Source organism: Catenuloplanes niger, assembly GCF_031458255.1.
GTDB classification, from domain to species: Bacteria; Actinomycetota; Actinomycetes; order Mycobacteriales; family Micromonosporaceae; genus Catenuloplanes; species Catenuloplanes niger.
In genome coordinates this window covers 6,145,051-6,171,176 of the sequence record NZ_JAVDYC010000001.1, presented here as the reverse complement: position 1 = coordinate 6,171,176, position 26,126 = coordinate 6,145,051, and the positions used below count along the sequence as shown (strand labels likewise).

The following is a 26,126-nucleotide window of genomic DNA, read 5'->3' as shown; positions in this document are numbered from 1 at the left end:
GCGATGTCCGGTACCGACCGGAAAGGGTCGCGAATAAAGCTCGAGTGATACGCCTAGACTTCCCCGCCACGTCCACTGTGCGGCGTTACGCTGGCCGGCACACACCCATTTACGGTCCACTGTGTGTCGATGCCGTTCCCGAATGCCCGGCCGCGCAATGGCGGCTTCGGTAACGCGTACGTGACGTGGACCGGAATAGCGCGAACGGAAGCGGGCGATGGCTAAAGAAACGGCGCACTCGCCGGTGGCGGGCGACCTGCGGGCACCGATCACACCGGCGGGCCACACCATGCTCGGCCTGCTGACCGGCGTCCTCCCGCAGATCCGGTCGGAGGCCGGGGACAACGACCGGGACAGCACGTTCCCGGTGGAGGTGTTCGGGCAGTTCGCCAAGCTCGGCCTGATGGGCGCGACCGTGCCCGCCGAGCTCGGCGGCCTCGGCGTCGACCGGCTGTACGACGTGGCCGTGGCCCTGATGCGGCTGGCCGAGGCGGACGCCTCGACCGCGCTGGCCCTGCACGTCCAGCTCAGCCGCGGGCTCACGCTGACCTACGAGTGGCAGCACGGCACCCCGCCGGTGCGGGCGCTGGCCGAGCGGTTGCTGCGCGCCATGGCGACCGGGGAGGCCGCGGTCTGCGGCGGCCTGAAGGACGCGCCGGGCGTCGTCACCGAGCTGACCGCGGACGGTGCCGGCGGCTGGCTGCTCAACGGCCGCAAGATCCTGGTCAGCATGGCGCCGGTCGGCACCCACTTCTTCGTGCACGCCCAGCGCCGGGCGGCCGACGGCACCGTGCTGCTGGCCGTTCCCGTGGTGCACCGCGACACACCCGGGCTGAGCGTGGCCGAGCACTGGGACGGTCTCGGCATGCGGGCGTCCGGCACGCTCGACGTCAGCTTCCACGACTGCCCGGTCGCCGCCGACGACGTCCTGGAGCGCGGTCCGGCCGGTGCGCGCCGGGACGCCGTCCTCGCCGGGCAGACCGTCAGCTCGATCACCATGCTGGGCATCTACGCGGGTGTCGCGCAGGCCGCGCGGGACATCGCCGTGGAGATGTGCGCGCGCCGCCGGTCGGAGCCGCCGGCCGGGGTTCGCACGCTGGTGGCCGGCATCGACACCCGGCTCTATACGCTCCGCGCCGTCGCGGGAACCGCGCTGATCAACGCGGATACGCTCTCCGCCGACCTCAGCGGCGACCTCGACGAGCGTGGGCGCGGGATGATGACCCCGTTCCAGTACGCCAAGATGACCGTCAATCAGCTGGCCCCGGCGATCGTCGACGACTGCCTGTCGCTGGCCGGAGGGCAGGCGTACGCCGGGCAGCACCCGCTGGCGCGCCTCTACCGCGACGTCCGGGCCGGCGGCTTCATGCAGCCGTACAGCTATGTGGACGGTGTCGAGTACCTGAGCGGCCAGGCGCTGGGTGCCGACCGGGACAACGACTACATGAGCGTGCGCGCGCTCCGCTCCCGAACCCCGGCATGAGAAGGGCGAACATGACCATCCGAGTGTGGGACTACCTGCCGGAGTACGAGAAGGAGCGCACCGACCTGCTCGACGCGGTGGAGACGGTCTTCGAGTCCGGCAACCTGGTGCTCGGGCGCAGCGTGCGCGGCTTCGAGAGCGAGTTCGCCGGCTACCACGGCGTGCCGCACTGCGTCACGGTGGACAACGGGACGAACGCGATCAAGCTCGCGCTGCAGGCGCTCGGTGTGGGGCCCGGCGACGAGGTGATCACGGTCGCCAACACGGCGGCACCGACGGTCCTCGCGATCGACGCGGTCGGCGCCACCCCGGTCTTCGTCGACGTCCGCGCGGACGACTACCTGATGGACACCGCCCGGGTGGCCGACGCGATCACGCCGGCGACCAGGGCACTGCTCCCGGTCCACCTGTACGGGCAGTGCGTGGAGATGGCGCCGCTGGAACGGCTGGCGCGCGAGCACGGGCTGCTGGTGCTGGAGGACTGCGCGCAGTCGCACGGCGCCCGGCACCGGGGACGGCTCGCCGGGACGATGGGTGACGCGTCCGCCTTCTCCTTCTACCCCACCAAGGTGCTCGGCGCGTACGGCGACGGCGGCGCGGTGCTCACCCACGGCGAGGCCGTGGACCGGGAGCTGCGCCGGCTGCGCTACTACGGCATGGAGGACGTCTACTACGTCGTGCAGACGCCCGGCCACAACAGCCGGCTGGACGAGGTGCAGGCGGAGATCCTCCGGCGCAAGCTGGGTCGGCTCGACGAGTACATCGCCGGGCGCCGCGCGGTGGCCGAGCGCTACGCCGCGGGGCTGGCCGACGTGGCGGCCGCGACCGGGCTGGTCCTGCCCGCGCTCGCCGACGGCAACGACCACGTCTACTACCTCTACGTCGTCCGCCATCCGCAGCGGGACACCATCATGGCCCAGCTGAGCCGGCGCGGGATCACCCTCAACATCAGCTATCCGTGGCCGGTGCACACCATGACCGGCTTCTCGAAGCTCGGCTACGCCGCCGGGTCGCTGCCGGTCACCGAGCGGCTGGCCGGCGAGATCTTCTCTCTGCCGATGTACCCGTCGCTGCCGGTCGACGTGCAGGACACGGTGATCGGCGCGTTGCGCGACGTACTGACGGCACTCTGAGCCACCGCACTGGAGGAGAACCACCGATGACCAACCCAGTACGGCCACGAGGCACCTGCCGGGTCTGCGGCGGCACCGTCGTACAGTTCCTCGACCTCGGCCGGCAGCCACTGTCCGACCGCTTCCGGACCGGGTCGGAGACCGAGCCGGAGTACTTCTTCGACCTCGCGGTCGGCACCTGCGAGTCGTGCACCATGGTGCAGCTGATGCACGAGGTGCCACGGGAGCGGATGTTCCACGAGGACTACCCCTACTACTCGTCCGGCTCCGCGGTCATGCAGAAGCACTTCGCGGACACCGCGCGGCGGCTGCTGGAGACGGAGGCCACCGGCCCGGACCCGTTCGTGGTCGAGATCGGCTGCAACGACGGGGTGATGCTGCGGACCGTGCACGAGGCCGGCGTCCGGCACCTGGGCTTCGAACCGTCGGGCAAGGTCGCGGCGGCCGCGCGCGCGGCGGGCCTGCGGGTGCGCGGCGACTTCTTCGAGGAGTCCACCGCGCGGGCGGTCCGGGACAGCGACGGCCCGGCCGACGTGATCTACGCGGCGAACACCATCTGCCACATCCCCTACCTGCACTCGATCCTGCGGGGCGTGGACGCGCTGCTGGCGCCGGACGGTGTCTTCGTCTTCGAGGACCCGTACCTGGGCGACATCCTGGCGAAGACGTCGTTCGACCAGATCTACGACGAGCACTTCTTCCTCTTCTCCGCGCGTTCGGTACGGGCGATGGCCGCGTCGTCCGGCTTCGAGCTGGTCGACGTGGAGCGGCTGCCCGTGCACGGCGGCGAGGTCCGGTACACGCTGGCCCGCGCGGGTGCGCGCCGCCCGGCGGACCGGGTCGCCGCGCTGATCGCGGAGGAGGACGCGACCGGGGTCACCACGCTCGCCCGGCTGGACCGGTTCGCCACCGAGGTCGGCCGGATCCGCGACGACCTGCGGGCACTGCTCGAACGGCTGCGGGCCGAGGGACGGCGGGTGGCCGGGTACGGCGCGACCGCGAAGAGCGCGACCGTGACGAACCTCTGCGGCATCGGCCCGGACCTGGTCTCCTGCGTGTACGACACGACGCCGGCCAAGCAGGGCCGCCTGACCCCCGGTACGCACATCCCGGTGCGGCCGGCGGACGAGTTCGCGGACGCCGAGGTGGACTACGCGCTGCTGTTCGCCTGGAACCACGCCGACGAGATCATGGCCAAGGAGCAGGCGTTCCGTCAGGCCGGCGGGGCATGGATCCAGTACGTTCCGCACGTGCACGTGCGGAAGTGAGCGCGCCCGTGCACACCGCAGCGGAGCTGGCCGTCGAAGGATCGTACGTCTTCACCCCGCGCGTCTTCCCGGACGCGCGGGGGGTCTTCCTCTCCCCGTACCTGGACTCGACCTTCATCGAGACGCTCGGGTATCCCCTGTTCCCGGTGGCGCAGACCAGTTACAGCGTCTCCCGCCGGGGCGTCGTCCGCGGACTGCACTACACGGCGACGCCGCCCGGGACGGCGAAGTTCGTCTCCTGCCCGCACGGCCGGGTGCTCGACCTGGTGCTCGACGTCCGGGTCGGCTCGCCCACCTTCGGGCGCTGGGACAGCGTGGTGCTCGACTCCCGCGACTTCAGATCGGTGTACCTGCCGACCGGGGTCGCGCACATGTTCGTGGCGCTGGAGGACGACACGGTGATGTCGTACATCCTCTCCACGGAGTACGTGTTCGAGAACGAGCGGGCGCTCGCCCCGCTCGACCCCGCGCTGGGCCTGCCCGTCCCGGCGGACATCACGCCGATCCTGTCCGAGCGGGACCGGACCGCGGTCACCTTCGCGGAGGCCCGGGCGGCCGGCCTACTCCCCCGGTACGAGACCTGCGCCGAGATCGAGGCCGGCTTCTGCCCGGCCAAGCGCCCGCACGGTGCGGCGTAGCCCTTCACCGAGGCTCACCCGGGGACGCCAGCCGGTCACGGCGGTGAAGGCGGACGCGTCGACCACCATGCTGTGGAAGTCGCTCGGCCGGGCGGCGGCCGGTGGCGGGACGGAGACGACCGGCACCGGCGGGCGCCCGGTCTCCGCCGCGACCAGCGCCGCGATCGTCCGGAACAGATCGCCGACCGGTTCGCCGTGCCGGTCGCCGAGCGGCCAGTGCCGGCCGGCGAGCGCGTCCGCGTGGCCGAGCGCGGCGACGAACGCGGCCGCCACGTCGTCGACGTGCAGCAGCTCCCGCCGTACGGTGCCGTCGTGCCACATGGTCAGCGGCTCACCGGCGAACGCGCGACGGATCATGGTCGACACGACGCCGCGGTCGGCGCCGCCGCCCGGCCGGGCCGCCCCGAAGACGGTGGGCAGGCGCAGCGTGACGCCGCGCACCGTACCGTCGGCGCTGGCCCGTTCGAGCAGCGTCTCGGCGGCCAGTTTCTGCCGGTCGTACGCGGTCTCCGGGTGGTCCGGCTCGGTACCGTCGACCGGCAGCCGACCGGCCCGGCCCACCTGCGACGCCGAACCGGCGAAAACGATCACCGGCGCGCCGCTCCGGCACCGCGCCGCGGCGTCGACCAGGTCTCGGACCACGCCCACGATCACCCGCTCGGCCGCGCCGCCGCCGTCCGCGCCGCGCCACCCGGCGGTGTCGAGCACCAGGTTGATCACGGCGTGCGCACCGTCCACCGCGTCCGCGACCGCGCCGGCCGCGGTGAGATCCGCGGTGACCGGCTCGAACGTCGCGACCCCGGCGGCCGGGATCGTGCTGGGCCGGCGGGACACCGCGCGCACCGTGACCGGGCGGTCGGCCAGCGCGGACAGCACGGCGGAGCCCACGAAACCGGCGGCGCCGAGCACCGCGACCAGTGGCCGGTCCGTCATCGCCCGGAGGCCCCGGACCGGTAGAGCGCCTGCCAATAGAAGCTCCACGGCACGGTCCTCGCGTCGGCGAGCAGCGTCCAGCCGGGACCGGGACGGTAGGCGTCGAGGAACCGGCGGGACTGCGCCGCCACGGCGCGGTTGTCGTGGATGTCCACGATGTCGCGCAGCAGCCCGGTCCGCAGCGCCAGCTCGACCACCTCGTCGCCCTGGGAGTGCCCGTCCAGGCTCTTGTCCAGGTACTTGCCGACCGGGTTGTTGACGTAGAGGTGAGCGGCGTGGCCGTCGATCAGGTCCAGGTAGGCGCGCACGGTCCCGGGCGTCATCTCCGCGAACGAGTCGATGTTGACGGCCAGGTCGAAGCGGAGCGCGCGCAGCGCCCCACCGTCCTCCGCCTCCGACACGCCGTGGAAGTGCACCCGGTCGAGCTGCTCCGCGGTCAGCACCGCGGCGAGGTAGCGGCGGGCCAGGTCGAGCGAGTTCTCCAGGTCGACGATGTGGTACGCGGCGACGTCGTGATTGGACAGCATCGCGTGGCAGGTCCGGCCGTAGCCGGCGCCGATCTCCAGGACGCGGGCACCGGCGAGCTCCAGCCGGCTCTCGATGAACTCCAGCTCCAGCACGGCCTGCAGGTAGTCCAGGCAGACCGGCTCGCCGTCGTAGGTGATCGAGAACGGGTCGCCGACGTCGCGGTGCGCGATCCGGCGCAGGCGGGCCCAGTTCGCCGGGCTGAGACCGGCCGCGAGGTTGAAGACCAGCGTCTTCAGGTAGCGCACGCCGTTGACCCGGGGGTCCCAGAGCGCCAGCTTGAAGTTGACGTCGCCGGACTTGAAGCCGGCCAGCTCGGCGACGGCCTCCTTGGTGACCTGGGTGTCGTTGTAACGCTCCCAGAGCGGGCTGCGGCCGTACGTCTGGCTCATCTGCTCCCCTGCCGGCTCGACGTCGATCGATGGTCACCGTACCGGCCGGGTGGTTAGCGCTTCGCCTAGATTCCGGCCGCGCCGCTGGTGGCGGCCGCGAACCGGAGAGCTGTGGGGAAAACACTAGTCCGCTGCCGCGGGCGGCTCGATAGTGTCGCTGTCAGGTGCGACACGGCGCGATTCCCCGTGCTCCCGGCAGGTTCGGCCGGTGCGGGGCCGTGGCCGATCACCCTGCACGGCGAGGCGGTCCCGGGACGCCGGACAGCGCGGAACGCTGTGTCGCCGGCCTGCGCCGAGAGGTCGGGCGCAGCCGATGACCGGGTCGTGCAGGACCCCGCCGCGCGGGTCGGGCGGTTCCGGACGGACGGCGTCGTACGGGCCGGCCGGTACTCGGCGCGGACGTGACCGACCGGCTCCGGGCCGGTGCCGCGCGGCGATCCGTCTCGAGCCCTGACCCGTCCCCAGCTGGAGGAGACAAGCATGCAGACGCTCACCGCACGCATCCGTGGCGCGCACCCGTGGAGGGCCGCATGACGGACCCGATCGTCCGGCGCCTGATCGCCGCGGCCGGCGCGCCCGACGCCGGCGCGTTGCTCATGGCCGAGGAGCCGGACGCCGTCGTGGCCACGGCGCTCGCCGAGGTCGCCGGCCGCACGATCCTCCACCCGGGCCCGGGGACGCCGGTGACCGTCCTGTTCGAGGTCGGCGTCGCGGCCGGCGGGCAGCTGCCGTACCTGCTGACGGTCGGCCCGGACGGCCCCCGGGTGCGGCCCGGCCGGATCGACGACCCGTGGGTGCACGTCCGCTACGACCTGACGGCGCTCGTCCGGGACGTGTTCGGGCCGGCCGGGCCGTGGACCGGCAGCGGCCGCGACGTGACCATGAAGGACGAGCCCGGCCCGGTGGAGTACAAGCCGGACGACCCGTGGATGGTGCAGCGGGACGAGGCCACCCGGGCGGCGCACCAGGTGCTCGCGGCCTGCGGGCCGTACCGTGGCGATCTGAGCGCGCTGGCGCTGCGGTTCGGCTCGGACAAGTGGGGCGGGCACTGGTACACACCGCACTACGAGCGGCATCTGGGCGGCTTCCGGGACCAGCCGGTCACCGTACTGGAGATCGGCATCGGCGGTTACCACGAGCCGGACGCCGGCGGCGCCTCGCTGCGCATGTGGAAGCACTACTTCGGCCGCGGCCTGGTGTACGGGCTCGACGTCTACGACAAGTCGGTGCTGGACGAGCCGCGGCTCACCACGGTCCGCGGCGACCAGGCCGATCCGGACTTCCTGGACGACCTGGCCCGGCGGTACGGCCCGTTCGACATCGTGATCGACGACGGCAGCCACGTCAGCAGCCACGTGATCACCGCGTTCCACGCCCTCTTCCCGCACGTCCGCCCGGGCGGCATGTACGTCGTCGAGGACCTGCACACCTCGTACTGGCCGGAGTGGGGCGGGAACGGCACCGACCTGGCCGACCCGGCCACGTCGGTCGGGTTCCTGAAGACGCTCGTCGACGGTCTGCACCACCGCGACCGGATCCACGAGCACACCTACGAGCCGTCCTATGCGGACCGGCACGTGACGGGGCTGCACCTGTACCACAACCTCGCGTTCGTCGAGAAGGGCCGCAACACGGAGCAGGCGAACGCCGCGTGGCGGCCGCGGCACGATCCGATGGCCGACCTGCCGGCACCGCACCGCGTCACGGAGGAGTGAGGGACACATGCGCGTCGCACTGGTGACCATGGCGCTGCGGCTGCCGACCGACCAGAGTCGCTGGATCACGGTCCCGCCGCAGGGCTACGCCGGCATCCACTGGGTGGTGTCCAACCAGTTGGACGGCCTGCTCGCGCTCGGCCACGAGGTGTTCCTGCTCGGCGCCCCGGGCACCGTCCCGGCCTCGCCCGCGGTCACCGTGGTGGACGCCGGGGAGATCGAGGACATGCACGCCTGGCTCAACGGCCCGGGGGCGTCCGTGGTCGACGTCGTGCACGACTTCTCCTGCGGGCAGATCGACCCGGACCGGCTCCCCGAGGGCATGGCGTACCTGTCCACCCACCACCTCACCGGCCGGCCGAAGTACCCGCGCAACTGCGTGTACGCCTCCTACGCACAGCGCGCCCAGGCCGGGAACGACGTCGCGCCGGTGGTGCGCATCTCGGTGAACCCGGCGCGCTACACGTTCCGCGCCGAGAAGGACGACTACCTGCTCTACCTGGGCCGGATCTCGGAGTGGAAGGGCGCCTACCAGGCCGCCGCGTTCGCCGCCGCCGCCGGGCGCCGCCTCGTCGTGGCCGGCCCGTCCTGGGAGGAGGACTACCTGGCCCGCATCCTGCGGGACTTCGGGGACACCGTCGACGTCGTCGGCGAGGTGGGCGCGGAGCGACGGCTCGACCTGATCTCCCGGGCCACCGCGATGACGGTCCTGTCGCAGAGCACGATGGGGCCGTGGGGCGTGGTCTGGTGCGAGCCCGGCTCGACCGTGGTGTCGGAGGCCGCGGTCTGCGGCACGCCCGTCATCGGCTCGCCCAACGGCTGCCTGGCCGAGATCGTGCCGCACGTAGGGACGGTCGTGCCGGAGGGCTCGGCGTTCACCCGGGAGCAGGCCCGCGGCGTGGTGGCCGGCCTGCCCGGCCCGCACGCGGTCCGGGCCGCCGCGCTGGAGCAGTGGGACCACGTCGTGCTGGCCAAGGAGTTCGAGGCGATCTACCACGACGTGCTCGCCGGCCGGACCTGGACGTGACCGTGCGGGGCACCCCGGCCGGGGTGCCCCGCACGCGTCTGATCAGCCGAAGAAGGCCAGCAGGTTCCGCAGCACCTGGGGGTAGCTGTACCGCGCCCGCACCCGGTCCTGGATCCGGCCGACGATCCGGGCATGCCGCTCGAAGTCCGTGACGAGGCGGTCCAGCGTCGCGGCCGGGTCCGCGCCGAGCAGCAGGTGCTCGCTCTCGTCGCCGTAGACCGCGGCGAGGAACTCCGCGTCGGCGGAGAGCACCGGCAGGCTCCCGGACGCCAGCGTCTCGAACATCCGTGGCGTCAGCAGGCTCGTGCCCGCCACCAGCGGCCGGACCAGGATCGGCGAGATCAGCGACCGGCCCATCTCCGGGATCACCTGTCCGAACGGCACCGGTGGGCAGACCTCGACGCCACGCTCGGCCAGCCAGCCCGGCACGCTCGTGGTCGCGTCCTCGAAGCCGGGAGAGACGGCACCGCCGTCCCAGAAGCGACCGCAGACCCGGAAGCGCGGTACCGGATCCAGCGTCGCCGCCGCCTCCACCAGCGCGGTGAGCGGCTTCCACCGCCACCAGTTGCTGCCGATGTACTGCACGCCGTAGTCCCGCTCCGGGCCGAGCTCCGACGGGTGCCGCACGGTCTCCGGCATGCCGTAGCACTGGAAGAACTCCACGCCCGGCGGCATCGCGCCGGAGATCCTCGGTTGCAGCACCAGATCGCTCAGCGCGCCGTACAGCGTGCGCCAGCTCTCGGCGGTGTACCGGCCCGCGGTGCCGTCCACCCCCAGCTCCGGCTGCTCGTCCGCGCCGTGCAGATCGAAGTCGACGACCAGCCGGCGGGACCGGGGGAACGTGCCGGCCAGCTCGATCTGCTCCGGGGTCAGGAACTGCCGGGCCTCGAACATCACCACGAGGTGCGTGCCCCAGCCGATATCCGGCTCGACCGGCAGCAGCCGCGGCACCTCACCGTCCATCCGGGACAGTGGGCCGCTGATCCGGACCTCGCAGCCGGCCTCGCGGGCGGCCCGGACGTAGCCGGCCACGGTGTGGCTGAACCCGGCGTTCCAGTGGAAGTTGCCGGAGATCAGGAGGCGGGGCCCGGTCATGACGCCACCTCCGCCCGCACGGCCGGCCGGGCCGCGCGCAGGCCGCGGTGGCGCTGCCGGCGCGCCACGATCGTCGGTGCCTGGCCGGCGAGCCAGCGCATCGCCGCCACGGTCTCCCGGGCGCCGGTCATCGGCGGGATCCGGCCGACCACGCTCCGGCCGCGCAGGTCCGCCACGAGCCAGCGGGCGGCCAGCCGGGCCGCCTTGACCGGGCTCCAGTCCACGTCCGTGAGCAGGCAGTAGTAGCGGTTACGCCGCATGTGCACCCGGGTGTAGGTGCTGCGCGTGGCCGCGCCGCCACCGCCGTGGTGCTGGATGCCCTCGTCGAGCAGCAGGGCCACCCGCCAGCCCGCCCACCGGGCGCGCCGGCAGAGGTCCACCTCCTCGTAGTAGGTGTGGAAGACCTCGTCCAGGATGCCGATCGCGCGCAGCGTGGCCGCGCGTGCGAACAGGGCCGCCCCCTGGACGTAGGCGTGCTCCAGCGTCCGGGGTGCGCGGCCGGCCGGACTGCCGGCCGGGGACGGATGATCCAGCCGGTCGCCCGCGAACGCGTGCTGCTCGCCCAGCCACAGCGCGGTGCTGGTCCAGTCGTTGAACTCGCGGAGCTCGGCCGAGCCGGCGTCGTAGCGGTACTGCAGCGGGCCGATGATCCCGTACTCCGGCCACCGCTCGGCGAACTCGACCATCGCCCGGACCAGCCCGGGTGGGGACCAGGTGTCCGGGTTGACGAGGAAGACGTAGTCCGCGCCGTCGGCGAGCGCGGCCCGGATGCCCACGTTGTTGGCGCCGGTGAACCCGAGGTTCACCCGGTTGCGGATGATTCGCACGCCGGGGAACTCCCGGGCGACCAGGTCCGCGCCGCCGTCCGTCGATGCGTTGTCGACCAGGTACACGTCCAGGTCGAAGCCCTCGGTGTCGCTGCCGGTCAGCGCCGCGAAGCAGCGGCGCAGCCAGCCGGCCTCGTCGGTGCTCACCGTGATCGTCGCCACCCGAGGGCGTCTCGATGCCATCACGTCGCGTCCCATCGCGGCTACCGCAGCACCGCACGGATCGCGCCGACGAGCCCGCCGGCGTCGGGCAGCAGCGCGTGGTCCAGGTTCAGCGCGTACGGGATCACCGCACCGTCCGGCCGGGAGAGCCGCACCGGCGGCACCGTCAGCCCGAACTCCTCGACCGCGGTCGCCGCGATCTCGGAGCCGAACCCGCACATCCGGTTCGAGTCGTCGATCACGACCAGCCGGCCGGTCCGGGTGATCGACTTGCCGAGCGTTTCCCAGTCGACCGGATAGACCGTGCGCGGATCGATGACCTCGATCGACGCCTCCCCGGCCAGCGCGGCGGCCACCTGGAGCGCGATCGGGACCAGGTGGCCGACCGCGACCACGGTGACGTCCGTACCCTCGCGGCACACCCGGGCGCTGCCCAGCGGCACGGCCTCGAGGTCGCCGTCGTCGATCTCCTCGGACGCGCCCATCAGCAGCGTCGGCGCGAACACGGCGACCGGGTCCGGCTCCCGGATCGCGGACAGCAGCAGTCCGTACGCGTCGCTCGGCGTGGCCGGCACCGCGGTCTTGATGCCCACGTGCGCGAGCAGGCTGTACGGGTGGTCGGAGTGCTGCCCGGCCATGCCGGACCGGGATCCGGAGCCGGGGAAGAGGTAGGTGACCGGGACGCTGGCCTGCCCGCCGGTCATCAGTGAGAACTTGTGCGCCTGGTTCGCGATCTGCTCGAACACCAGGTACAGCAGCGACGGGATCTGGAACTCCACGACCGGCCGCTGACCCGCGATCGCGGCCCCGGTGGCCAGGCTGGTGAACGCCTGCTCGGACAGCGGCATGTCCACCACCCGGCCGGTGCCGTACACGTCGGCCAGGCCCTTGGTGAGGCCGGTGATGCCCTGGCTCACGTCCTCGCCGAGGACGCACACGCGCTCGTCACGGGCCATCTCGTCGCGCAGCGCCCGGTTCACCGCCGCGACGTAGGAAAGGCTGGGCATCGGCTCACGCTCCCGGTCGCGCCGGCACCGTGCCGGCGTAGAGGTAGTCCAGGGCATCCCGCGGGTCGGATCCCGGGCTGGAACTGGCGAACGCCTCCGCCTCGGCGATCAGCGCGGCGATCTCGGCGTCGACGGCGTCGGCGGCCTCCGGTGCGAGCCGGGCACGCTGCCGGGTCAGCGGATCGCGCGCCCGCGCACCGGCCACCTCGTCGTCGTCGCGGTACTTGGTGCCCATCAGGTGTTCCACGGTGTGATGGCCGTGGAACCGGTACGTCGCGCACTCGAGGAAGTGCGGTCCCGCGCCGGCCCGGCAGGCGGCCACCGCCCGGCCGGCCGCCTCGGCCACCGCCTCCACGTCCATCCCGTCCACCGCCGCCGCGGTCAGGCCGAAGCCGGCCGCGCGGCGCACCGGGTCGCCCGCCAGTCCGCGGTCGACCGGCAGGCTGGTGGCGTAACCGTTGTTCTCGCAGACGAACAGCACCGGCAGCGACCACAGCGCGGCCATGTTGAAGGCCTCCAGGACCACGCCCTGGCTGAGTGCGCCGTCGCCGAAGAACGCGACGGCCACCCGGTCGTCGTGGCCCGCGCGCCGGGCCGCCCAGGCCGCGCCCACCGCGATCGGCGCGCCCGCGCCCACGATCCCGTTCGCGCCGTAGATGCCCAGTCCCACGTCGGCCGCGTGCATCGAGCCGCCGCGTCCGCGGTTCAGGCCGGTGCTGGCGCCGTACAGCTCGGCCAGCGCCCGTTTCGGGTCCGCGCCCTTGGCGAGCACGTGCCCGTGCCCGCGGTGGGTGCTGGTGATGACGTCGTCCGTCCGCAGGTGCGCACTGACGCCGACCGCGACGGCCTCCTGCCCGATGTAGGGATGGATGCCACCGACGATCGTCCCGGTGAGGGCCTTCTCGAGGCAGTGCTCCTCGAACTCTCGGATCAGGCGCATCTGTCGGTAGAGGTGACGGGATCGATCCGGCGCGGTCGTCACATGCACGCCCCTTTCTTCGCCGGTGCGGACGGAACCGGTGCGGACGGAAACTGCGTCGACTGTAGGGCGGCACGATCCGGGAAAACCCCAGTCATGACCGCGTCCGCACGACCGGTCTAGCGCTCCCACTAGACCATCGCCGGAATCGTTGAATGCCCTTTTTGATCCGCCGTACGGTGATGCTCGCCAATGTCACGACAGTCAGTCCCCTTTTCCGTGGATGGGAGCCTCATGGTCAGCACGGTATTGGTCATCGGTGGTGGTCCCGCTGGGTCGACCGCCGCGGCGCTGCTCGCGCGTGCGGGACTGTCGGTCACCCTGCTGGAGAAAGAGACCTTCCCCCGGTACCACATCGGCGAGTCCATCGCCTCCTCGTGCCGGACCATCGTCGACTTCGTCGGCGCGCTGGACGAGATCGACGCCCGCGGCTACACCGAGAAGAACGGTGTCCTGCTGCGGTGGGGCAAGGAGGACTGGGCCATCGACTGGACCGAGATCTTCGGTCCCGGTGTGCGGTCCTGGCAGGTGGACCGGGACGACTTCGATCACGTGCTGCTGACCAACGCCGCCAAGCAGGGCGCCACGGTGATCGAGGGTGCCGAGGTCAAGCGGGTGCTCTTCGACGGCGACCGCGCGGTGGGCGCGGAGTGGGCCGAGCCCCGCACCGGGGAGCGTCGGACCGGCACGTTCGACTTCGTGGTGGACGCCTCCGGCCGGGCCGGCCTGATCCCGGCGCGGCACTTCAAGCACCGGCGGGCCAATGAGACCTTCAAGAACGTCGCCATCTGGGGCTACTGGGACGGCGGCGCGCTGCTGCCCAGCTCGCCGCAGGGCGGGATCAACGTGATCGGCGCGCCGGACGGCTGGTACTGGGTGATCCCGCTGCGCGACAACCGCTTCAGCGTCGGGTTCGTCTGCCACCAGACGCGGTTCCTGGAGCGGCGCAAGGACCACGAGTCGCTGGAGGCCATGCTGGCCGCGCTGGTCGAGGAGTCCCCGACCGTACGTGGTCTGATGGCGAACGGTACGTACCAGCCGGGCGTCCGCGTCGAGCAGGACTTCTCGTACGTCTCCGACAGCTTCTGCGGCCCCGGCTACTTCGCCGCGGGCGACAGCGCGTGCTTCCTGGACCCGCTGCTGTCGACCGGCGTGCACCTGGCGTTCTACAGCGGCCTGCTCGCGTCCGCGTCGATCCTGGCGATCATCAACGAGGACGTCACCGAGGAGCAGGCCTGCGGGTTCTACGAGACGCTCTACCGCAACGCGTTCGAGCGGCTGTTCACGCTGGTCGCGGCCGTCTACCAGCAGCAGGCCGGCAAGGCCAACTACTTCGCGCTGGCCGACCGGCTGGTCGGGGAGCACGACGAGGCCGAGTACGAACGGGTCGACGGCGCCAAGGCGTTCGCCCAGCTGATCGCCGGGCTCGCCGACGTCGGCGACGCCATGGCCGGCCGCAACGTACCGCCGCAGATGCCGGCGTCCGACGAGGGCAATTCGGTCGGCCAGCTGTTCGTCGCGGCCGAGCAGGCCCGCCGGATGGCCGAGGCCGGCGTGCCGAAGGCGCCGGTCAGTGAGGCGCTCAACAAGGTCGACGGTCTCGAGCTGTTCGACCCGGAGACCGGCCTGTACCTGATGACGAACCCCCGGCTCGGCATCGGACGGACCCGGTCGGCGTGAGCGATCAGCAGGTGGCCGACGCCACCCGGCGCAACGACGACTACGACCGGCTCACCGTCGAGATCATCGAGCGGGTCTGCGGGCCGGCCGCGGTCACCGTCGACCTCGGCGCCGGCGTCGGTGAGATCACCCGGCACCTGGTGCGGGTGGCGCCGCGGGGTACCCACTTCGCGGTGGAGCCGCTGCCCGATCTGGCCGACGAGCTGGCCGACCGGCTGCCGTCGGTCACGGTGATCAGGGCGGCGGCCGCCGACACCTCGGGCCCGCGCGCCTACGTGCACGTCGTGTCCAACCCCGGCTACAGCGGCCTGCGGCGGCGCCCGTACGACCGGCCGGACGAGAGCCTGCGTGAGATCACCGTGGAGACGGTCCGGCTGGACGACGTCATCCCCGCGGACCTGCGCGTCGACCTGATCAAGATCGACGTGGAGGGCGGCGAGGTCGTGGCCCTGCGCGGCGCGGCCGACACGCTGCGGCGCGGCGGGCCGGTGGTCGTGTTCGAGCACGGCGGCGACCGGGTCATGCGCGAGTACGGCACGACCACCGACGACCTGTGGTCGCTGCTGGTGGACGAGCTGGGATACCGGGTGTTCACCCTGCCGGCCTGGCTGGCCGGCGAGCCCGCGCTGGATCGGGCCGCGCTCACCGCGGCGCTGACGCGGGACTGGTACTTCGTCGCGGACCGCACCGCCGGGTCCACGACCGACGAACAGAAGGGTTTTGGTCGATGAACTCCGTCACCGAGACGCCCGTCGCGGCCCGGATCGCGGAATGCGACATCCGGCGCACCGGGCTGTTGCCCGAGCACGTCACCGCGTTCCGCCGGCAGGGTGTGCTGGCCGTGCGCGGACTGCTCACCCCGCAGGAACTGGCCGACGTGCAGGAGGCCGGCCGCACGCTCATCGACCGGGCGTGGTCGGCCCGTTCCATGGACGACACCGTCTGGACGCTGGAGCCCGACCAGCCGGACGCCGCGCCGGTGCGGATCGAGTACGTGGTGGACAAGTCCCGGCAGATCGCGATGCTGGCCGGTCACCCGCTGCTGCTGCAGATCATGGAGCAGCTGGTCGGCCCCAACCTGATCCCGACCTGGGACAGCATGGTGTTCAAGACGCCGGCCGGCGCGCCGCGGCTCCCCTGGCACCGCGACGCCGGGCTGTACGACCACGCGGTCGGCATCACCGGCATGGGCCGGGTCATCGACGCCGGCATCTACCTCGACCCCGCGCCCGAGGACAACTGCGTCTGGTGCATCCCGGAGTCGAACTACTGGGACGACGAGCGGGTCACCGCGACCGCCGACCGCCTCAACGCCACGGAGTGGGACACCACCGGCGCGATACCGGCCGTGATGCAGCCGGGAGATCTGCTGCTGCACAACATCCTCACGCTGCACGGCGCGCCCGCGGTGGTCGGCAAGCAGCGCCGGGTCATCTACTTCGAGTACCGGCCGGCCGAGGTGGAGTGGCAGCTGGGACCGCACACCGAGGACTACATCGGCCTCAAGCAGCAGGCGCTGCGCTCCTGCGTCCGGATGCGGGCGGAGGACCCGCGGTTCGCCGGCGAGGAGCCGTTCGACTACCGGCCCGCCGAGACGCTCCGGCGCTGGGCCGGCCGGCCGGACGTCGACACGCTGCGGTTCGCGCACGAGGACCACTGGCGATGGTGAGCCGGGGCGGGACCCGATGAGCGAATCGGCCGGCCGGCACGGCCCTCCGCACAGGGCGGCCGCGGAGACCGCGTGCGTGCTGCCGTGGATCCACCTCTGCGCCTCCATCGACGGCGTCTACGGCCGCTGCTGCGTCGACGACTCCATGTACCACAACGCGCTCTACGACGAGAGCGAGGAGCCGGTGTTCGCGCTGAACGACGACGCGATCGGCTGCTCGCCCGGCTCGCGGTACGCCAAGGACAACCCGGACCGGGTGATGGGCCTCGAGGAGGCGTTCAACAGCCCGAACATGAAGCGCACCAGGCTCGCCATGCTGAACGGTGAGCGCGTGGCGGCCTGCCAGTACTGCTACTTCCGCGAGGACCACGCCGCCCAGTCCTACCGGCAGAACGTCAACCGCCGGTTCGCGCAGGAGTTCGACCTGGAGGCGCTGGCCGCCCGCACCGCCGCGGACGGCACCGTCGAGGAGTTCCCTTTCTTCCTCGACATCCGATTCGGCAACACCTGCAACCTGCGGTGCGTCATGTGTACGTACCCGGTGAGCTCCTCCTGGGGGGCCAAGCAGCGCCCGAAGTGGTCGTCCGCGGTCATCGACCCCTACCGCGCGGACGAGGAGCTGTGGACCACGCTCCGGGAGAACGCGCACCTGATCCGCCGGCTGTACTTCGCCGGCGGCGAACCGTTCCTGCAGCCCGGTCACTTCGCCATGCTGGAGCTGCTGGTGGAGACCGGTAACGCGGGCAACGTCGACATCGCGTACAACTCCAACCTGACCGTCTCCCCGGAACGGGCGATGAAGCTCTTCCCGCACTTCAAAAGCGTGGGGATCGGGGCGTCCTGCGACGGCGTCGGCGAGGTCTTCGAGTTCATCCGGGCCGGCGGCAAGTGGGCCGACTTCGTGGCCAACCTGCGGCTGCTCCGGTCCGAGGTGGACGTCTGGCTCCAGGTGTCGCCGCAGCGGCACAACCTGTGGGACCTGCGCAACGTGCTCGAGTTCGCGCGCGCCGAGGGCCTGGAGGTGGATCTGGCCAACGTCGTGCAGTGGCCGGCCGACTTCTCCGTGACCAGCCTGCCGGCCGACGAGAAGGCGCGCGCGACCGAGGAGCTGACCGACCTGATCGCCTGGTGCACCGAGCTGGGCTGGGACAAGCCCGCGGTGCACCTCGGCGCCCTGCGCTCGTTCATGAACTCGCTCGACCCGATCAGCCTCGTTGACGAAGGGGCGTCCTGACCGGCGCCCGCGGTGTGCGCCACCGCGGCGCGAGGGGAGATTCCGTTGCGAATTCTGTTCACCGTGTCCAACTGGGCCGGACACTACATGTGCATGGTGCCGCTGGCCTGGGCGTTCCGGGCGGCGGGTCACGAAGTCCGGGTGGCCTGCCCGTCGCAGCAGGTGCAGGGCGTCATCTCGACCGGGCTGATGCCGGTCTCGGTCCTCGACGCGGCCGACATGATGGAGAGCGCGCGCCTGGCCTACTGGTCGCTGGCGATCAACACGCCGCCGCAGAGCGGTGAGATGCCGCTGCCGCTGCACCCGTTCACCGGCGAGGCGCTCGACTCGGTGCGCGACTTCGACACCGGCATGCTCAGCGACTTCTGGAAGAAGACCATCACCGCGGTGCAGCGCAGCTTCGACAACGCCGTCGACTTCGCCGCCTCGTGGCGGCCGGACCTCGTCGTGCACGACATCATGGCGATCGAGGGCGCGCTGGTCGGGGTGCTGAACAACGTGCCGAGCGTCTACTACGGCCCCGGGTTCATCGGCACCGTGGAGACGGAGCCGGGGCTCAACCTGATGGCCGGGGACCCGCTGTCCTGCTTCGAGAAGTACGGCGTGGACTGGACCCGGCGCGACATCAGGTACGCGGTCGACCCGTCACCGGACGCGGCCGTGCCACCGATGGGCGACGCGCTGCGGATACCCATCCGGTACCACCCGTACAACGGCAACCAGGACGTCGACCCGTGGCTGCTCGGCCCGGTCCGCGGCAAGCGCGTCTGCGTGGTGTGGGGCAACTCGGCCACCGGCGTCTTCGGCGAGCGGCTGCCGGCGTTGCGCCGGGCGGTGGAGACCGCGGCCCAGCTGGCCGCGGAGGTGGTGCTGACCGCCGCGCTCTCCGAGGTGGAGGCGATGGGCTCGCTGCCGCCGAACGTCCGGGTGCTGCGCAACTGCCCGCTCGAGCTGATCCTGCCCGGCTGCGATCTCCTCATCCACCACGGCAGCGCGAACTGCCTGATGAACGGCATCGTGACGGGCATACCGCAGCTGTCCCTGGCCCTGAACTTCGACGGCCAGATCTACGGCAGGCGGCTCGACCCGCAGGGCGCGACCAAGACGCTGCCCGCACTGATGATCGGCGCCGAGGAGATCGACAAGGCGATCGCCGAGGTGCTGTTCGACCACCGGTACAAGCGCCGCGCGGCCGAGCTGAGCGCGTCCGTGGCCGCCGCACCGACCGCCGTGCAGGTCGCCGACCTGCTCGTCACGCTGGCCAGGACCGGCGAGCTGACCGCCGGCGACGTCGCCGGTCTGGTGGCCGGCCGGGGCCAGCACCACAGGGAAATCACCCGGGACACCGTGAGCGAGGTTCGATGAGCAACGCACAGGAAACGCCGACCGCCACGCCCAAGCCGCCGCTGCGCAGCATGGGCGATCTCAACCTGGTGTGGGAGTGGAACACACCGGACGAGATGCAGATCCAGCTCGCCGGCACCCAGCCGCGGGACGAGTACCTGCAGGACCGCGTCGACCGGGCGAACTGGATCGCCGACCGGCTCCGGCTCACCCCGGAATCGTCGGTCTTCGAGATCGGCAGCGGCGAGGGGGTGATGGCCGACGTCCTCGCGCCCCGGGTGGGCCGGCTGCTGTGCACGGACGTCAGCCGCTCGTTCCTGGACAAGGCGCGGGTCACCTGCCGGGAGCACACCAACGTCGACTACCACCACATCGACAACGACTTCCTGGCCGCGCTGCCGTCCGCGGCGTTCGACGGCGGGTTCTCCCTCAACGTCTTCATCCACCTGAACGTGTTCGAGTTCTTCCACTACTTCCGCCAGATCGCCCGGATCCTGCGGCCCGGCGGCCACTTCGGGGTGAACTTCCTCGACATCGGCGGCGCGACCCGCAGCTTCTTCCACTTCTACGCGGAGCGCTACCTGGGGGCGAACCCGATCGAGTTCAAGGGCTTCCTGTCCTTCCACGGCGTGGACGTGATCGCGGCGATAGCGGTCGAGGCCGGCCTGACACCGCTGCTCGACGAGTTCGTCAACGAGGACGGGGTCTGCTACCTGATCCTCCGGCGCGACGAGAAGCCCGCGGCGTGAACCGTCTCCCACTCGGCGCCGACGGTCCCCGGGTGTCCCGGCTCTGCCTGGGCACCTGGCCGCTCAGCGGGCTGTGGGGCGGTGGGATCGAGCCCGCGGTGCACGCGGTGCGCCGCGCGTTCGACCTCGGGGTGAACTTCTTCGACACCGCCCGCGCCTACGGCGACGGTGCCGCGGAGGCCGCGCTCGCCCGCGGGCTCGGCGACCTGGTCCGTACCCACCGCTCGGAGTTGGTCATCGTCACCAAGGGCGGGCTGCGGATCCAGGGGAACTCCGTGGTGCGCGACTGCGACCCGGAGGTTCTCCGCTCCGGCCTGGTGGCCAGCCTCAGCGCGCTGGGCACCGACTACGTGGACCTGTTCCTGGTGCACTGGCCGGACCCGACCATCCCGCTGGCCGAGACCGCGGGCGTGCTCGCCGGGTTCGTCGAGGAGGGACTGGTCCGCCGGACCGGCGTCTCCAACTTCACGGCCGGGCAGATGGCCGAGTTCGGGCCGGCGGCGGTCGCCCAGGTCCCGTACAGCCTGCTGGCCCGCGGGGTCGAGCGGGACGTCCTGCCGTACTGCCGCGCGGCCGGCGTCCCGGTGATGGGCTGGGCCTCGCTGGCCCACGGCCTGCTGACCGGCGCGCTGCGGCCGGGGCACACGTTCGCGCCGGACGACTGGCGCGCCTACTCCCCGGTCTTCCGAGGTGAGCGCCTCGCCGCGGTGGCGACCGCGGTGGACCGGCTCGCCGCGGTCGCCGCGGACCGGGGCATCAGCGTGGCCCAGCTCGCGCTCGCCTGGGTGCTGCACCAGCCGGCCGGCGTGGTGCCGATCTTCGGCGCCCAGGAGCCCGAGCACGTCGAGGACAGCGTGCGGGCGCTCGAGGTGCGGCTCGACGAGGCCGAACTGGCCGAGCTCGGCCGGCTGGTCGAGGGGGCGCCGCCGGTGCTGCCCGACACGGAGCCGCCGCACCGGGCACCGGCCGGCGTCTGAACCGGGCCGTTCCAGGAGAGGAAGCCAGTGACTGAACACGTGATCGACCGGCGGCCGCCGGGCCCGGAGGCCGCCGCCCGCGAGGCCGCCGCCGCGGCGCACGCCGGTGCGGCGATCGTCATGGCCGGGCTGGCCAAGCGGTTCGGCGACGTCGCCGCGCTGGACGGCGTCGACCTGGTCGTCCCGCGGGGCGCGGTCTGCGGCCTGCTCGGCCCCAACGGCGCCGGGAAGACCACCGCGGTACGGATCCTGAGCACGCTGACCCGCCCGGACTCGGGCACCGCGCTCGTCGGTGGCGTCGACGTGACCCGGAACCCGGACGAGGTGCGCCGCCGGATCGGGGTCACCGGCCAGCGGACCACGGTCGACGACATCCTCACCGGCCGGGAGAACCTGGAGACCTGGGGCCGGCTCTACCACATCGGGGTACGGACCGCCCGGCGCCGGGCCGACGAGCTGCTGGAGCAGTTCGGCCTGACCGACGCGGCCACCCGCATGGTCAAGCACTACTCCGGCGGGATGCGCCGCCGGCTCGACCTCGCGGTGGGCTTCCTGCTCCGGCCGCAGGTGCTGTTCCTGGACGAGCCGACCACCGCGCTGGACCCGCACAGCCGCAACGAGGTCTGGCAGGTTGTCGCGTCGATGGCCGCGCAGGGCACCACCGTGCTGCTCACCACGCAGTACCTGGAGGAGGCCGACCGGCTGGCGAGCCAGATCGCCGTGCTCGACCACGGCCGGGTGATCGCCGAGGGCACACCGGACCAGCTCAAGTCGAGGATCGGCGGCCACCGGATCGACGTGGTGCTGCGCGGCGCCGGCGCGGTCGCCCGGACCGCGCTCGGCCTGGCCGGCGTGGTGGGCGCGGAGCCGAAGGTCGACGCGGAGGCGTCACGGATCAGCGTGCCGGTGCGCGACCAGGTCACCACGCTGCACGACGTCATGCGCTGGCTGCACGACAACGAGGTCGAGGTCGAGGACGTGGCGGTCCGCCGGCCGACGCTGGACGACGTCTTCCTCAGCGTGACCGGGCACGGAGCGAGCGCGGGACGGGCGGCCGCATGACCACGACGATGATCACGGTGCCACCCCGGCCCACGAACCCGCTGGACCGGCTGCGGTGGGCGCTGATCGACGGCTGGGTGGTCGGCCGCACCAACCTGTACCACTGGCGGCGCAACCCCGGGCTGATCACCCAGTGCCTGATGTACCCCGTGATGACCGTGGTCTTCGGCTTCGTCTTCGGCAGCGCCATGGTGGTGGCCGGCGGTGGGTCGTACCGCGAGTTCCTGATGCCGGGCCTGTTCGGCCAGACCATGATGTTCGGGATCATCACCACGATGATGGTCACCAGCTCGGCCACGGCGAAGGGCATGACCGACCGGTTCCGGACGATGCCGATGGCGCAGACCGGCGTGGCGCTCGGCCGCTGCGTCGCCGACGTGGTCACCTCGGTGTTCGAGCTGACCATCCTGGTCGTCTGCGCGCTGCTGGTGGGCTGGCGCTTCCATGACGGCATCGGGCCCGCGCTCGGCGCGCTCGGCCTGCTGCTGCTGTTCCGGTTCGCGCTGGTCTGGGCCGGCATCTTCTTCGGGCTGATCCTGCCGGTGGAGGCGGTCGGCGCCGGTTACGTACCGTTGCTGCCGCTGACCATGCTGGCCAACACGTTCGTCTCGCCCACCCAGATGCCACCGTGGCTCGGCGCGATCGCGGAGTGGAACCCGGTCTCCGCGACGGTGGCGGCCTGCCGCGAGCTGTTCGGCAACCCCGGCGTGGTCGGCGATTCCTGGGCGGCCCGGCACGCGATGCTGCTGGCGTTCGCCTGGCCCGCGGTGATCATGCTGGTCTTCGTGCCGCTCTCGGTCTGGCGGTACCGGAACCTCGAACGCTAGGTCCGGTGCCGCCGGGCGCGTCCACGTCGACGCCGCGCCCGGCGGCACCGCCGTTCGTGGTCATGGCTGGAACTCGACGTCGCGGCCCCGAGGCGGGACCGCCCGGGCCGGTCAGCCCGCCCAGGGCGGCGACTCGAGGACCTCGACGACGGCGCAGGACAGCACGACGCCCGGTGCGGTGCCGAGCATCAGCATGTGGTCGCCCGGGCCGAGCTCCCCGTTCCGGAGCAGGTGGTCGAACGACAGGATGGGGTCGCTGGCGCCGCAGTGCCCGATCCCGCGGCCGTACTCCCAGGTCGACCGCGACAGCGGCAGGTCCCACATGGCCATCACCCGCTGCTCGACCACCTCGCGGGAGTAGTTCATGAAAGCCACCCGGGTGATGTCGCCGACGCCGATGCCGGCCTCGGCCAGCGCCCGGTCGACCAGGTCCACCGTCCACTGAGGCATGTCCGCCATGGCCACGGAGGCCGCGCTGCGGGTGGCGAACTGCTGGCCGATCCGGGCGCTGAAGTCGGTGGTCCGGCCGGCCGTGATGCTCGGCGGGAACAGCGGCTCGTCGCCGCGGTGCAGCGACTCCGCGGCCGTGATCGTCCGGGAGCACACCGAGCGCAGGCGGGCGAACCCCGGCTGCTTGGTCAGCACGATCGCGGACGCTGCGTCACCGCCGATGAACCCGGGTCCCATCGACCAGCGGTCGATCAGCGGCGTACCGTAGTTGTCCGCCGCGACCAGCAGCGCACTCGTCCGCTCCGGGACGGCGGCGAGGTGGCCGGCGGCGAGCTCCATGCCGCTGAACAGCCCGTTGCAGCCCTGCCGGATCTCCAGCGCGAGCAGGTCCCCGCCGACCAGATGCCGTTGCAGGTAGGACTGCGGCGGCCAGCCGTCCGGCCCCTGGTGCCAGGTGCTGGCGTACAGCAACAGGTCGAACTCCTCCGGGGAGCCGCCCCACCGCTTCACCGCCTGCTGGGCCGCCCGCAGCGCCATCTCGGGCGCGGGCAGGTCACCCGCGATGGCGACGCCGCCGAGCTCGTGGGTCTCCGCGTCCGCGGCCGGATAGAGACCGCGCGCGACCGCCCATTCGACGCTGACCCGCGGTGGAATGAACGTCCCGATGCCGGCGATGAACATGTCCGGTGTCCGCACGAAGTCGTCTCCTCGATAGCATGACGATCACCGTCGTCGATCGGCGCACGGTCATTACCCGACCACCGAGTTCGGCCGTCGGCCGCCCGGAATCCATTTCGCCGTACCGCAACTCTATGATGGTCGGAGCGAGACAGGATTGGCATTTCACCTAGATATCGCGCGGTTCCCCAGATGGATTTCCGCCGACGGGAGGATACGGCCGGTGGCGGTGCGTTTGCTGGCGAGAACCCTGCGCGGGCTCGAGGAGGTCGCCGCCGCGGAGGTGACCGGGCGCGGCCTCGGCCGGGTCGACCGCAGCCGTCATCGCGAGGTGTGGTTCACCGCGGACCGGGCCGATCCCCACCTGCTGGACCTGCGCACCGTCGACGACCTGTTCCTGCTGGCCGCGTCCGTCGACGACGTCGGGCACACCAAGGCCGACCTGGCCCGGTTCACCGCCGCCGCCCGTGCGGTCGACCCGGGTGAGCTGCTGCGGCAACGCGCGCTCCTCGGCTTCGGCGCGGCCGCGACCGGCGTGGACGTCGCCGCGTCGTTCCTCGGCAAGCGCAACTACAACCGCTACGACATCGAGGACGCGGCCGGCCTCGAGCTGGCGCGCGCGACCGGCCTGCCGTATCACTCGCGGCGCGGTGGTGACGCCCCGCCGGAGGGCACGCTGTCGTTCCGGGTCACGGTCGAGGGCACCCGGGCCGCGCTGGCCCTGCGCGCCGGCGACCGGCCGCTGCACCGCCGGAGCTACAAGCAGGCGTCGACGCCGGGCACGCTGCACCCGCCGCTGGCCGCCGCCATGGCGCTGCTGGCGGACATCCGGCCGGCGGACACCGTGCTGGACCCGTGCTGCGGCACCGGCACCATCCTGATCGAGGCCGCCGGCCTGGTCCCGGGCGCGCGGCTGATCGGCATGGACCACGACCCGCGCGCGCTCGCCGCGGCCACGGCGAACGCGGCGCTCACCGAGACGGACGCGACCTGGCTCCGCGGGGACGCGGCCCGGCTGCCGATCGGCACCGGCCGGATCGACCGGGTGGTGAGCAACCCGCCGTGGGACCGTCAGGTGCCCGCCCGGGGCACGCTGGCCGGCCGGCCGACGCGGCTCTACCGGGAGATCCGCCGGGTGCTGCCCGCCGGGGGACGCGCCGTCCTGCTGCTGCACGAGGCGGAGGAGCAGCTCACCGCGGTGAAGGCGGCCGAGCTGCGGGTGCGCGAGGTCCGGCCGCTGAGCCTGTTCGGCAGCCACCCGTCGATCGTCACGCTCACCGGCTGACCACGTCCGTCCCGTCGGGACGGTCACCATGACAACTACGCTGCGATGCTCGCCACCGGTCCGGGAGAGGCCTCAACCATGTCCAAGATCAAGAATGACTCGCGGAGCCGTGGCACAGAGCTCCGGGTGGAGCGCCGCAACGCCCGGTTCCAGCAGTGGGAGGCGCTGCTGACCAACCGGAACACCCGGCACCGGCTGGGCGAGTTCCTGGTGCAGGGCGTGCGCCCGATCAACGAGGCGGTCGCCCGCGGCTGGCCGATCCGGGCGTTGCTGCACGACGGGAACCTGCGGTCGCACTGGGCCCGCGACCTGGTCGCCGGGCGGGTCGCCGACGAGGTGGTCCGGCTCTCCCCCGAGCTGCTGCGCGACCTCACCGAGAAGGACGAGGACACCGTCGAGCTGACCGCCGTCGTCGCGATCCCGCCGGACGACCTCAGCCGGATCCGGCCCCGCCCGGACGGCGTCGTCGTCGTGCTCGACCGTCCGATCAGCCCGGGGAACGTGGGCTCGCTGCTGCGCTCGGCCGACGCGCTGGGCGCGGACGGCGTGGTCGTCGCGGGCCGGGCCGCCGACCTCTACGACCCGAAGACGGTCCGGGCCAGCCGCGGGTCGCTGTTCGCGGTCCCGGCGGTCCGGGCGGACACGCCGGCCGCGGTGCTGGAGTGGCTGCGGGCGACCGGCACGATGACGCTGGTCGGGACGAGCGAGGACGCGGTCACCGACATCTGGGACCACGACTTCACCGGGCCGACCGCGATCGTGGTCGGCAACGAGACCAGCGGGATGAGCAGCTTCTGGGCGCAGAACTGCGACGCCGTCATCCGCATCCCGATGGTCGGGTCGGCGAGCTCGTTCAACGCGACCGTCGCCGCGTCCATCACGCTGTACGAGATCAGCCGCCAGCGCGCGTGATCGTCTCTCTGGGGAGACCGCTAGTCTTCGGCCGGATCCGTCCTCCATCGGCCGCCATCGGTATATAACCGGTCG

General features: G+C 72.2%; 24 protein-coding genes. 17 read left to right on the top strand and 7 right to left on the bottom strand.

From position 1 onward, the window contains the following. Positions 1–217: 217 nt before the first annotated feature. Genes evdC through J2S44_RS27405 form a run of 4 tightly spaced genes read left to right on the top strand, consistent with a single transcriptional unit; the run spans position 218 to position 4,522 of the window. Entirely contained in the window at positions 218–1,483 is a 1,266-nt protein-coding gene (gene evdC / locus J2S44_RS27420; protein WP_310419780.1) for an L-evernosamine nitrososynthase, read from the top strand. An 11-nt stretch (positions 1,484–1,494) separates the two neighbouring features. Further along, positions 1,495–2,616: a DegT/DnrJ/EryC1/StrS family aminotransferase gene (locus J2S44_RS27415; RefSeq protein WP_310419778.1), complete on the top strand. Its 1,122-nt coding sequence runs from the start codon at positions 1,495–1,497 to the stop codon at positions 2,614–2,616. Positions 2,617–2,642: 26 nt separating this feature from the next. Beyond that, positions 2,643–3,884 carry a methyltransferase domain-containing protein gene (locus J2S44_RS27410; RefSeq protein ID WP_310419776.1) on the top strand — a complete coding sequence of 414 codons (1,242 nt, stop codon included), beginning with the start codon at positions 2,643–2,645 and terminating at the stop codon, positions 3,882–3,884. A gap of 8 nt (positions 3,885–3,892) precedes the next feature. Next, complete coding sequence (locus J2S44_RS27405; protein WP_310419774.1) at positions 3,893–4,522, top strand: dTDP-4-dehydrorhamnose 3,5-epimerase family protein; 630 nt, start codon at positions 3,893–3,895, stop codon at positions 4,520–4,522. On the opposite strand, the gene J2S44_RS27400 is transcribed toward J2S44_RS27405, so the two are convergent. Beyond that, the gene (locus tag J2S44_RS27400; protein WP_310419772.1) at positions 4,445–5,455 is read right to left on the bottom strand and encodes an NAD-dependent epimerase/dehydratase family protein; all 1,011 of its coding nucleotides are present in this window, start codon (positions 5,453–5,455) and stop codon (positions 4,445–4,447) included. The genes J2S44_RS27405 and J2S44_RS27400 overlap by 78 nt on opposite strands. Then, positions 5,452–6,372 (bottom strand): putative sugar O-methyltransferase, encoded by a 921-nt coding sequence (locus J2S44_RS27395; RefSeq protein WP_310419770.1) that lies wholly within the window; start codon positions 6,370–6,372, stop codon positions 5,452–5,454. Before J2S44_RS27395 ends, J2S44_RS27400 begins: the two co-directional genes overlap by 4 nt. A 530-nt stretch (positions 6,373–6,902) precedes the next feature. Here J2S44_RS27395 and J2S44_RS27390 point away from each other — a divergent pair. Further along, positions 6,903–8,087 (top strand): class I SAM-dependent methyltransferase, encoded by a 1,185-nt coding sequence (locus J2S44_RS27390; protein ID WP_310419769.1) that lies wholly within the window; start codon positions 6,903–6,905, stop codon positions 8,085–8,087. Positions 8,088–8,094: 7 nt separating this feature from the next. Next, the gene (locus J2S44_RS27385) at positions 8,095–9,114 is read left to right on the top strand and encodes a glycosyltransferase (RefSeq protein ID WP_310419767.1); all 1,020 of its coding nucleotides are present in this window, start codon (positions 8,095–8,097) and stop codon (positions 9,112–9,114) included. 42 nt (positions 9,115–9,156) lie between these two features. On the opposite strand, the gene J2S44_RS27380 is transcribed toward J2S44_RS27385, so the two are convergent. From J2S44_RS27380 to J2S44_RS27365, 4 genes are read right to left on the bottom strand one after another with little or no spacing between them, the layout of a single operon-like run. Further along, a complete protein-coding gene (locus J2S44_RS27380; RefSeq protein WP_310419765.1) occupies positions 9,157–10,209 on the bottom strand; it encodes a glycosyltransferase family protein in 1,053 nt (350 codons plus the stop codon). Continuing rightward, positions 10,206–11,219 carry a glycosyltransferase family 2 protein gene (locus J2S44_RS27375; RefSeq protein WP_374728021.1) on the bottom strand — a complete coding sequence of 338 codons (1,014 nt, stop codon included), beginning with the start codon at positions 11,217–11,219 and terminating at the stop codon, positions 10,206–10,208. The genes J2S44_RS27380 and J2S44_RS27375 overlap by 4 nt, the downstream gene beginning before the upstream one ends. A gap of 20 nt (positions 11,220–11,239) precedes the next feature. Continuing rightward, positions 11,240–12,205 carry an alpha-ketoacid dehydrogenase subunit beta gene (locus J2S44_RS27370; RefSeq protein WP_310419761.1) on the bottom strand — a complete coding sequence of 322 codons (966 nt, stop codon included), beginning with the start codon at positions 12,203–12,205 and terminating at the stop codon, positions 11,240–11,242. 4 nt (positions 12,206–12,209) lie between these two features. Beyond that, on the bottom strand, positions 12,210–13,145 hold the full coding sequence (locus J2S44_RS27365) for a thiamine pyrophosphate-dependent dehydrogenase E1 component subunit alpha (RefSeq protein ID WP_310419759.1): 936 nt from the start codon (positions 13,143–13,145) through the stop codon (positions 12,210–12,212). 273 nt (positions 13,146–13,418) lie between these two features. Between J2S44_RS27365 and J2S44_RS27360 the strand changes: the two genes are divergently transcribed. From J2S44_RS27360 to J2S44_RS27320, 9 genes are all read left to right on the top strand, one after another. Next, positions 13,419–14,864 carry an NAD(P)/FAD-dependent oxidoreductase gene (locus J2S44_RS27360; RefSeq protein ID WP_310419757.1) on the top strand — a complete coding sequence of 482 codons (1,446 nt, stop codon included), beginning with the start codon at positions 13,419–13,421 and terminating at the stop codon, positions 14,862–14,864. After that, entirely contained in the window at positions 14,861–15,595 is a 735-nt protein-coding gene (locus J2S44_RS27355) for an FkbM family methyltransferase (protein ID WP_310419755.1), read from the top strand. The genes J2S44_RS27360 and J2S44_RS27355 overlap by 4 nt, the downstream gene beginning before the upstream one ends. Beyond that, a complete protein-coding gene (locus J2S44_RS27350; RefSeq protein ID WP_310419753.1) occupies positions 15,592–16,533 on the top strand; it encodes a phytanoyl-CoA dioxygenase family protein in 942 nt (313 codons plus the stop codon). Before J2S44_RS27355 ends, J2S44_RS27350 begins: the two co-directional genes overlap by 4 nt. Positions 16,534–16,549: 16 nt before the next feature. Continuing rightward, positions 16,550–17,767, top strand: coding sequence for a twitch domain-containing radical SAM protein (locus J2S44_RS27345; protein WP_310419751.1), 1,218 nt, complete (start codon positions 16,550–16,552; stop codon positions 17,765–17,767). Between the two features lie 45 nt (positions 17,768–17,812). Continuing rightward, positions 17,813–19,132 (top strand): nucleotide disphospho-sugar-binding domain-containing protein, encoded by a 1,320-nt coding sequence (locus J2S44_RS27340; RefSeq protein ID WP_310419749.1) that lies wholly within the window; start codon positions 17,813–17,815, stop codon positions 19,130–19,132. Further along, a complete protein-coding gene (locus J2S44_RS27335; protein WP_310419747.1) occupies positions 19,129–19,860 on the top strand; it encodes a class I SAM-dependent methyltransferase in 732 nt (243 codons plus the stop codon). Before J2S44_RS27340 ends, J2S44_RS27335 begins: the two co-directional genes overlap by 4 nt. Beyond that, positions 19,857–20,837: an aldo/keto reductase gene (locus J2S44_RS27330; protein ID WP_310419745.1), complete on the top strand. Its 981-nt coding sequence runs from the start codon at positions 19,857–19,859 to the stop codon at positions 20,835–20,837. The genes J2S44_RS27335 and J2S44_RS27330 overlap by 4 nt, the downstream gene beginning before the upstream one ends. Positions 20,838–20,957: 120 nt before the next feature. Further along, positions 20,958–21,899 carry an ATP-binding cassette domain-containing protein gene (locus J2S44_RS27325; protein WP_310429961.1) on the top strand — a complete coding sequence of 314 codons (942 nt, stop codon included), beginning with the start codon at positions 20,958–20,960 and terminating at the stop codon, positions 21,897–21,899. Beyond that, a complete protein-coding gene (locus J2S44_RS27320; RefSeq protein ID WP_310419743.1) occupies positions 21,896–22,726 on the top strand; it encodes an ABC transporter permease in 831 nt (276 codons plus the stop codon). The genes J2S44_RS27325 and J2S44_RS27320 overlap by 4 nt, the downstream gene beginning before the upstream one ends. A 111-nt stretch (positions 22,727–22,837) precedes the next feature. Here the strand turns inward: J2S44_RS27320 and J2S44_RS27315 are convergent, their stop codons facing one another. Continuing rightward, positions 22,838–23,872 (bottom strand): ketoacyl-ACP synthase III family protein, encoded by a 1,035-nt coding sequence (locus J2S44_RS27315; protein WP_310419741.1) that lies wholly within the window; start codon positions 23,870–23,872, stop codon positions 22,838–22,840. Positions 23,873–24,077: 205 nt separating this feature from the next. On the opposite strand from J2S44_RS27315, the gene J2S44_RS27310 reads away from it, so the two are divergent. Both J2S44_RS27310 and J2S44_RS27305 read left to right on the top strand, forming a co-directional pair. Beyond that, positions 24,078–25,139 (top strand): methyltransferase domain-containing protein, encoded by a 1,062-nt coding sequence (locus tag J2S44_RS27310; protein ID WP_310419739.1) that lies wholly within the window; start codon positions 24,078–24,080, stop codon positions 25,137–25,139. 78 nt (positions 25,140–25,217) lie between these two features. Beyond that, the gene (locus J2S44_RS27305) at positions 25,218–26,051 is read left to right on the top strand and encodes a TrmH family RNA methyltransferase (protein ID WP_310419737.1); all 834 of its coding nucleotides are present in this window, start codon (positions 25,218–25,220) and stop codon (positions 26,049–26,051) included. The last annotated feature ends 75 nt before the right edge of the window (positions 26,052–26,126 follow it).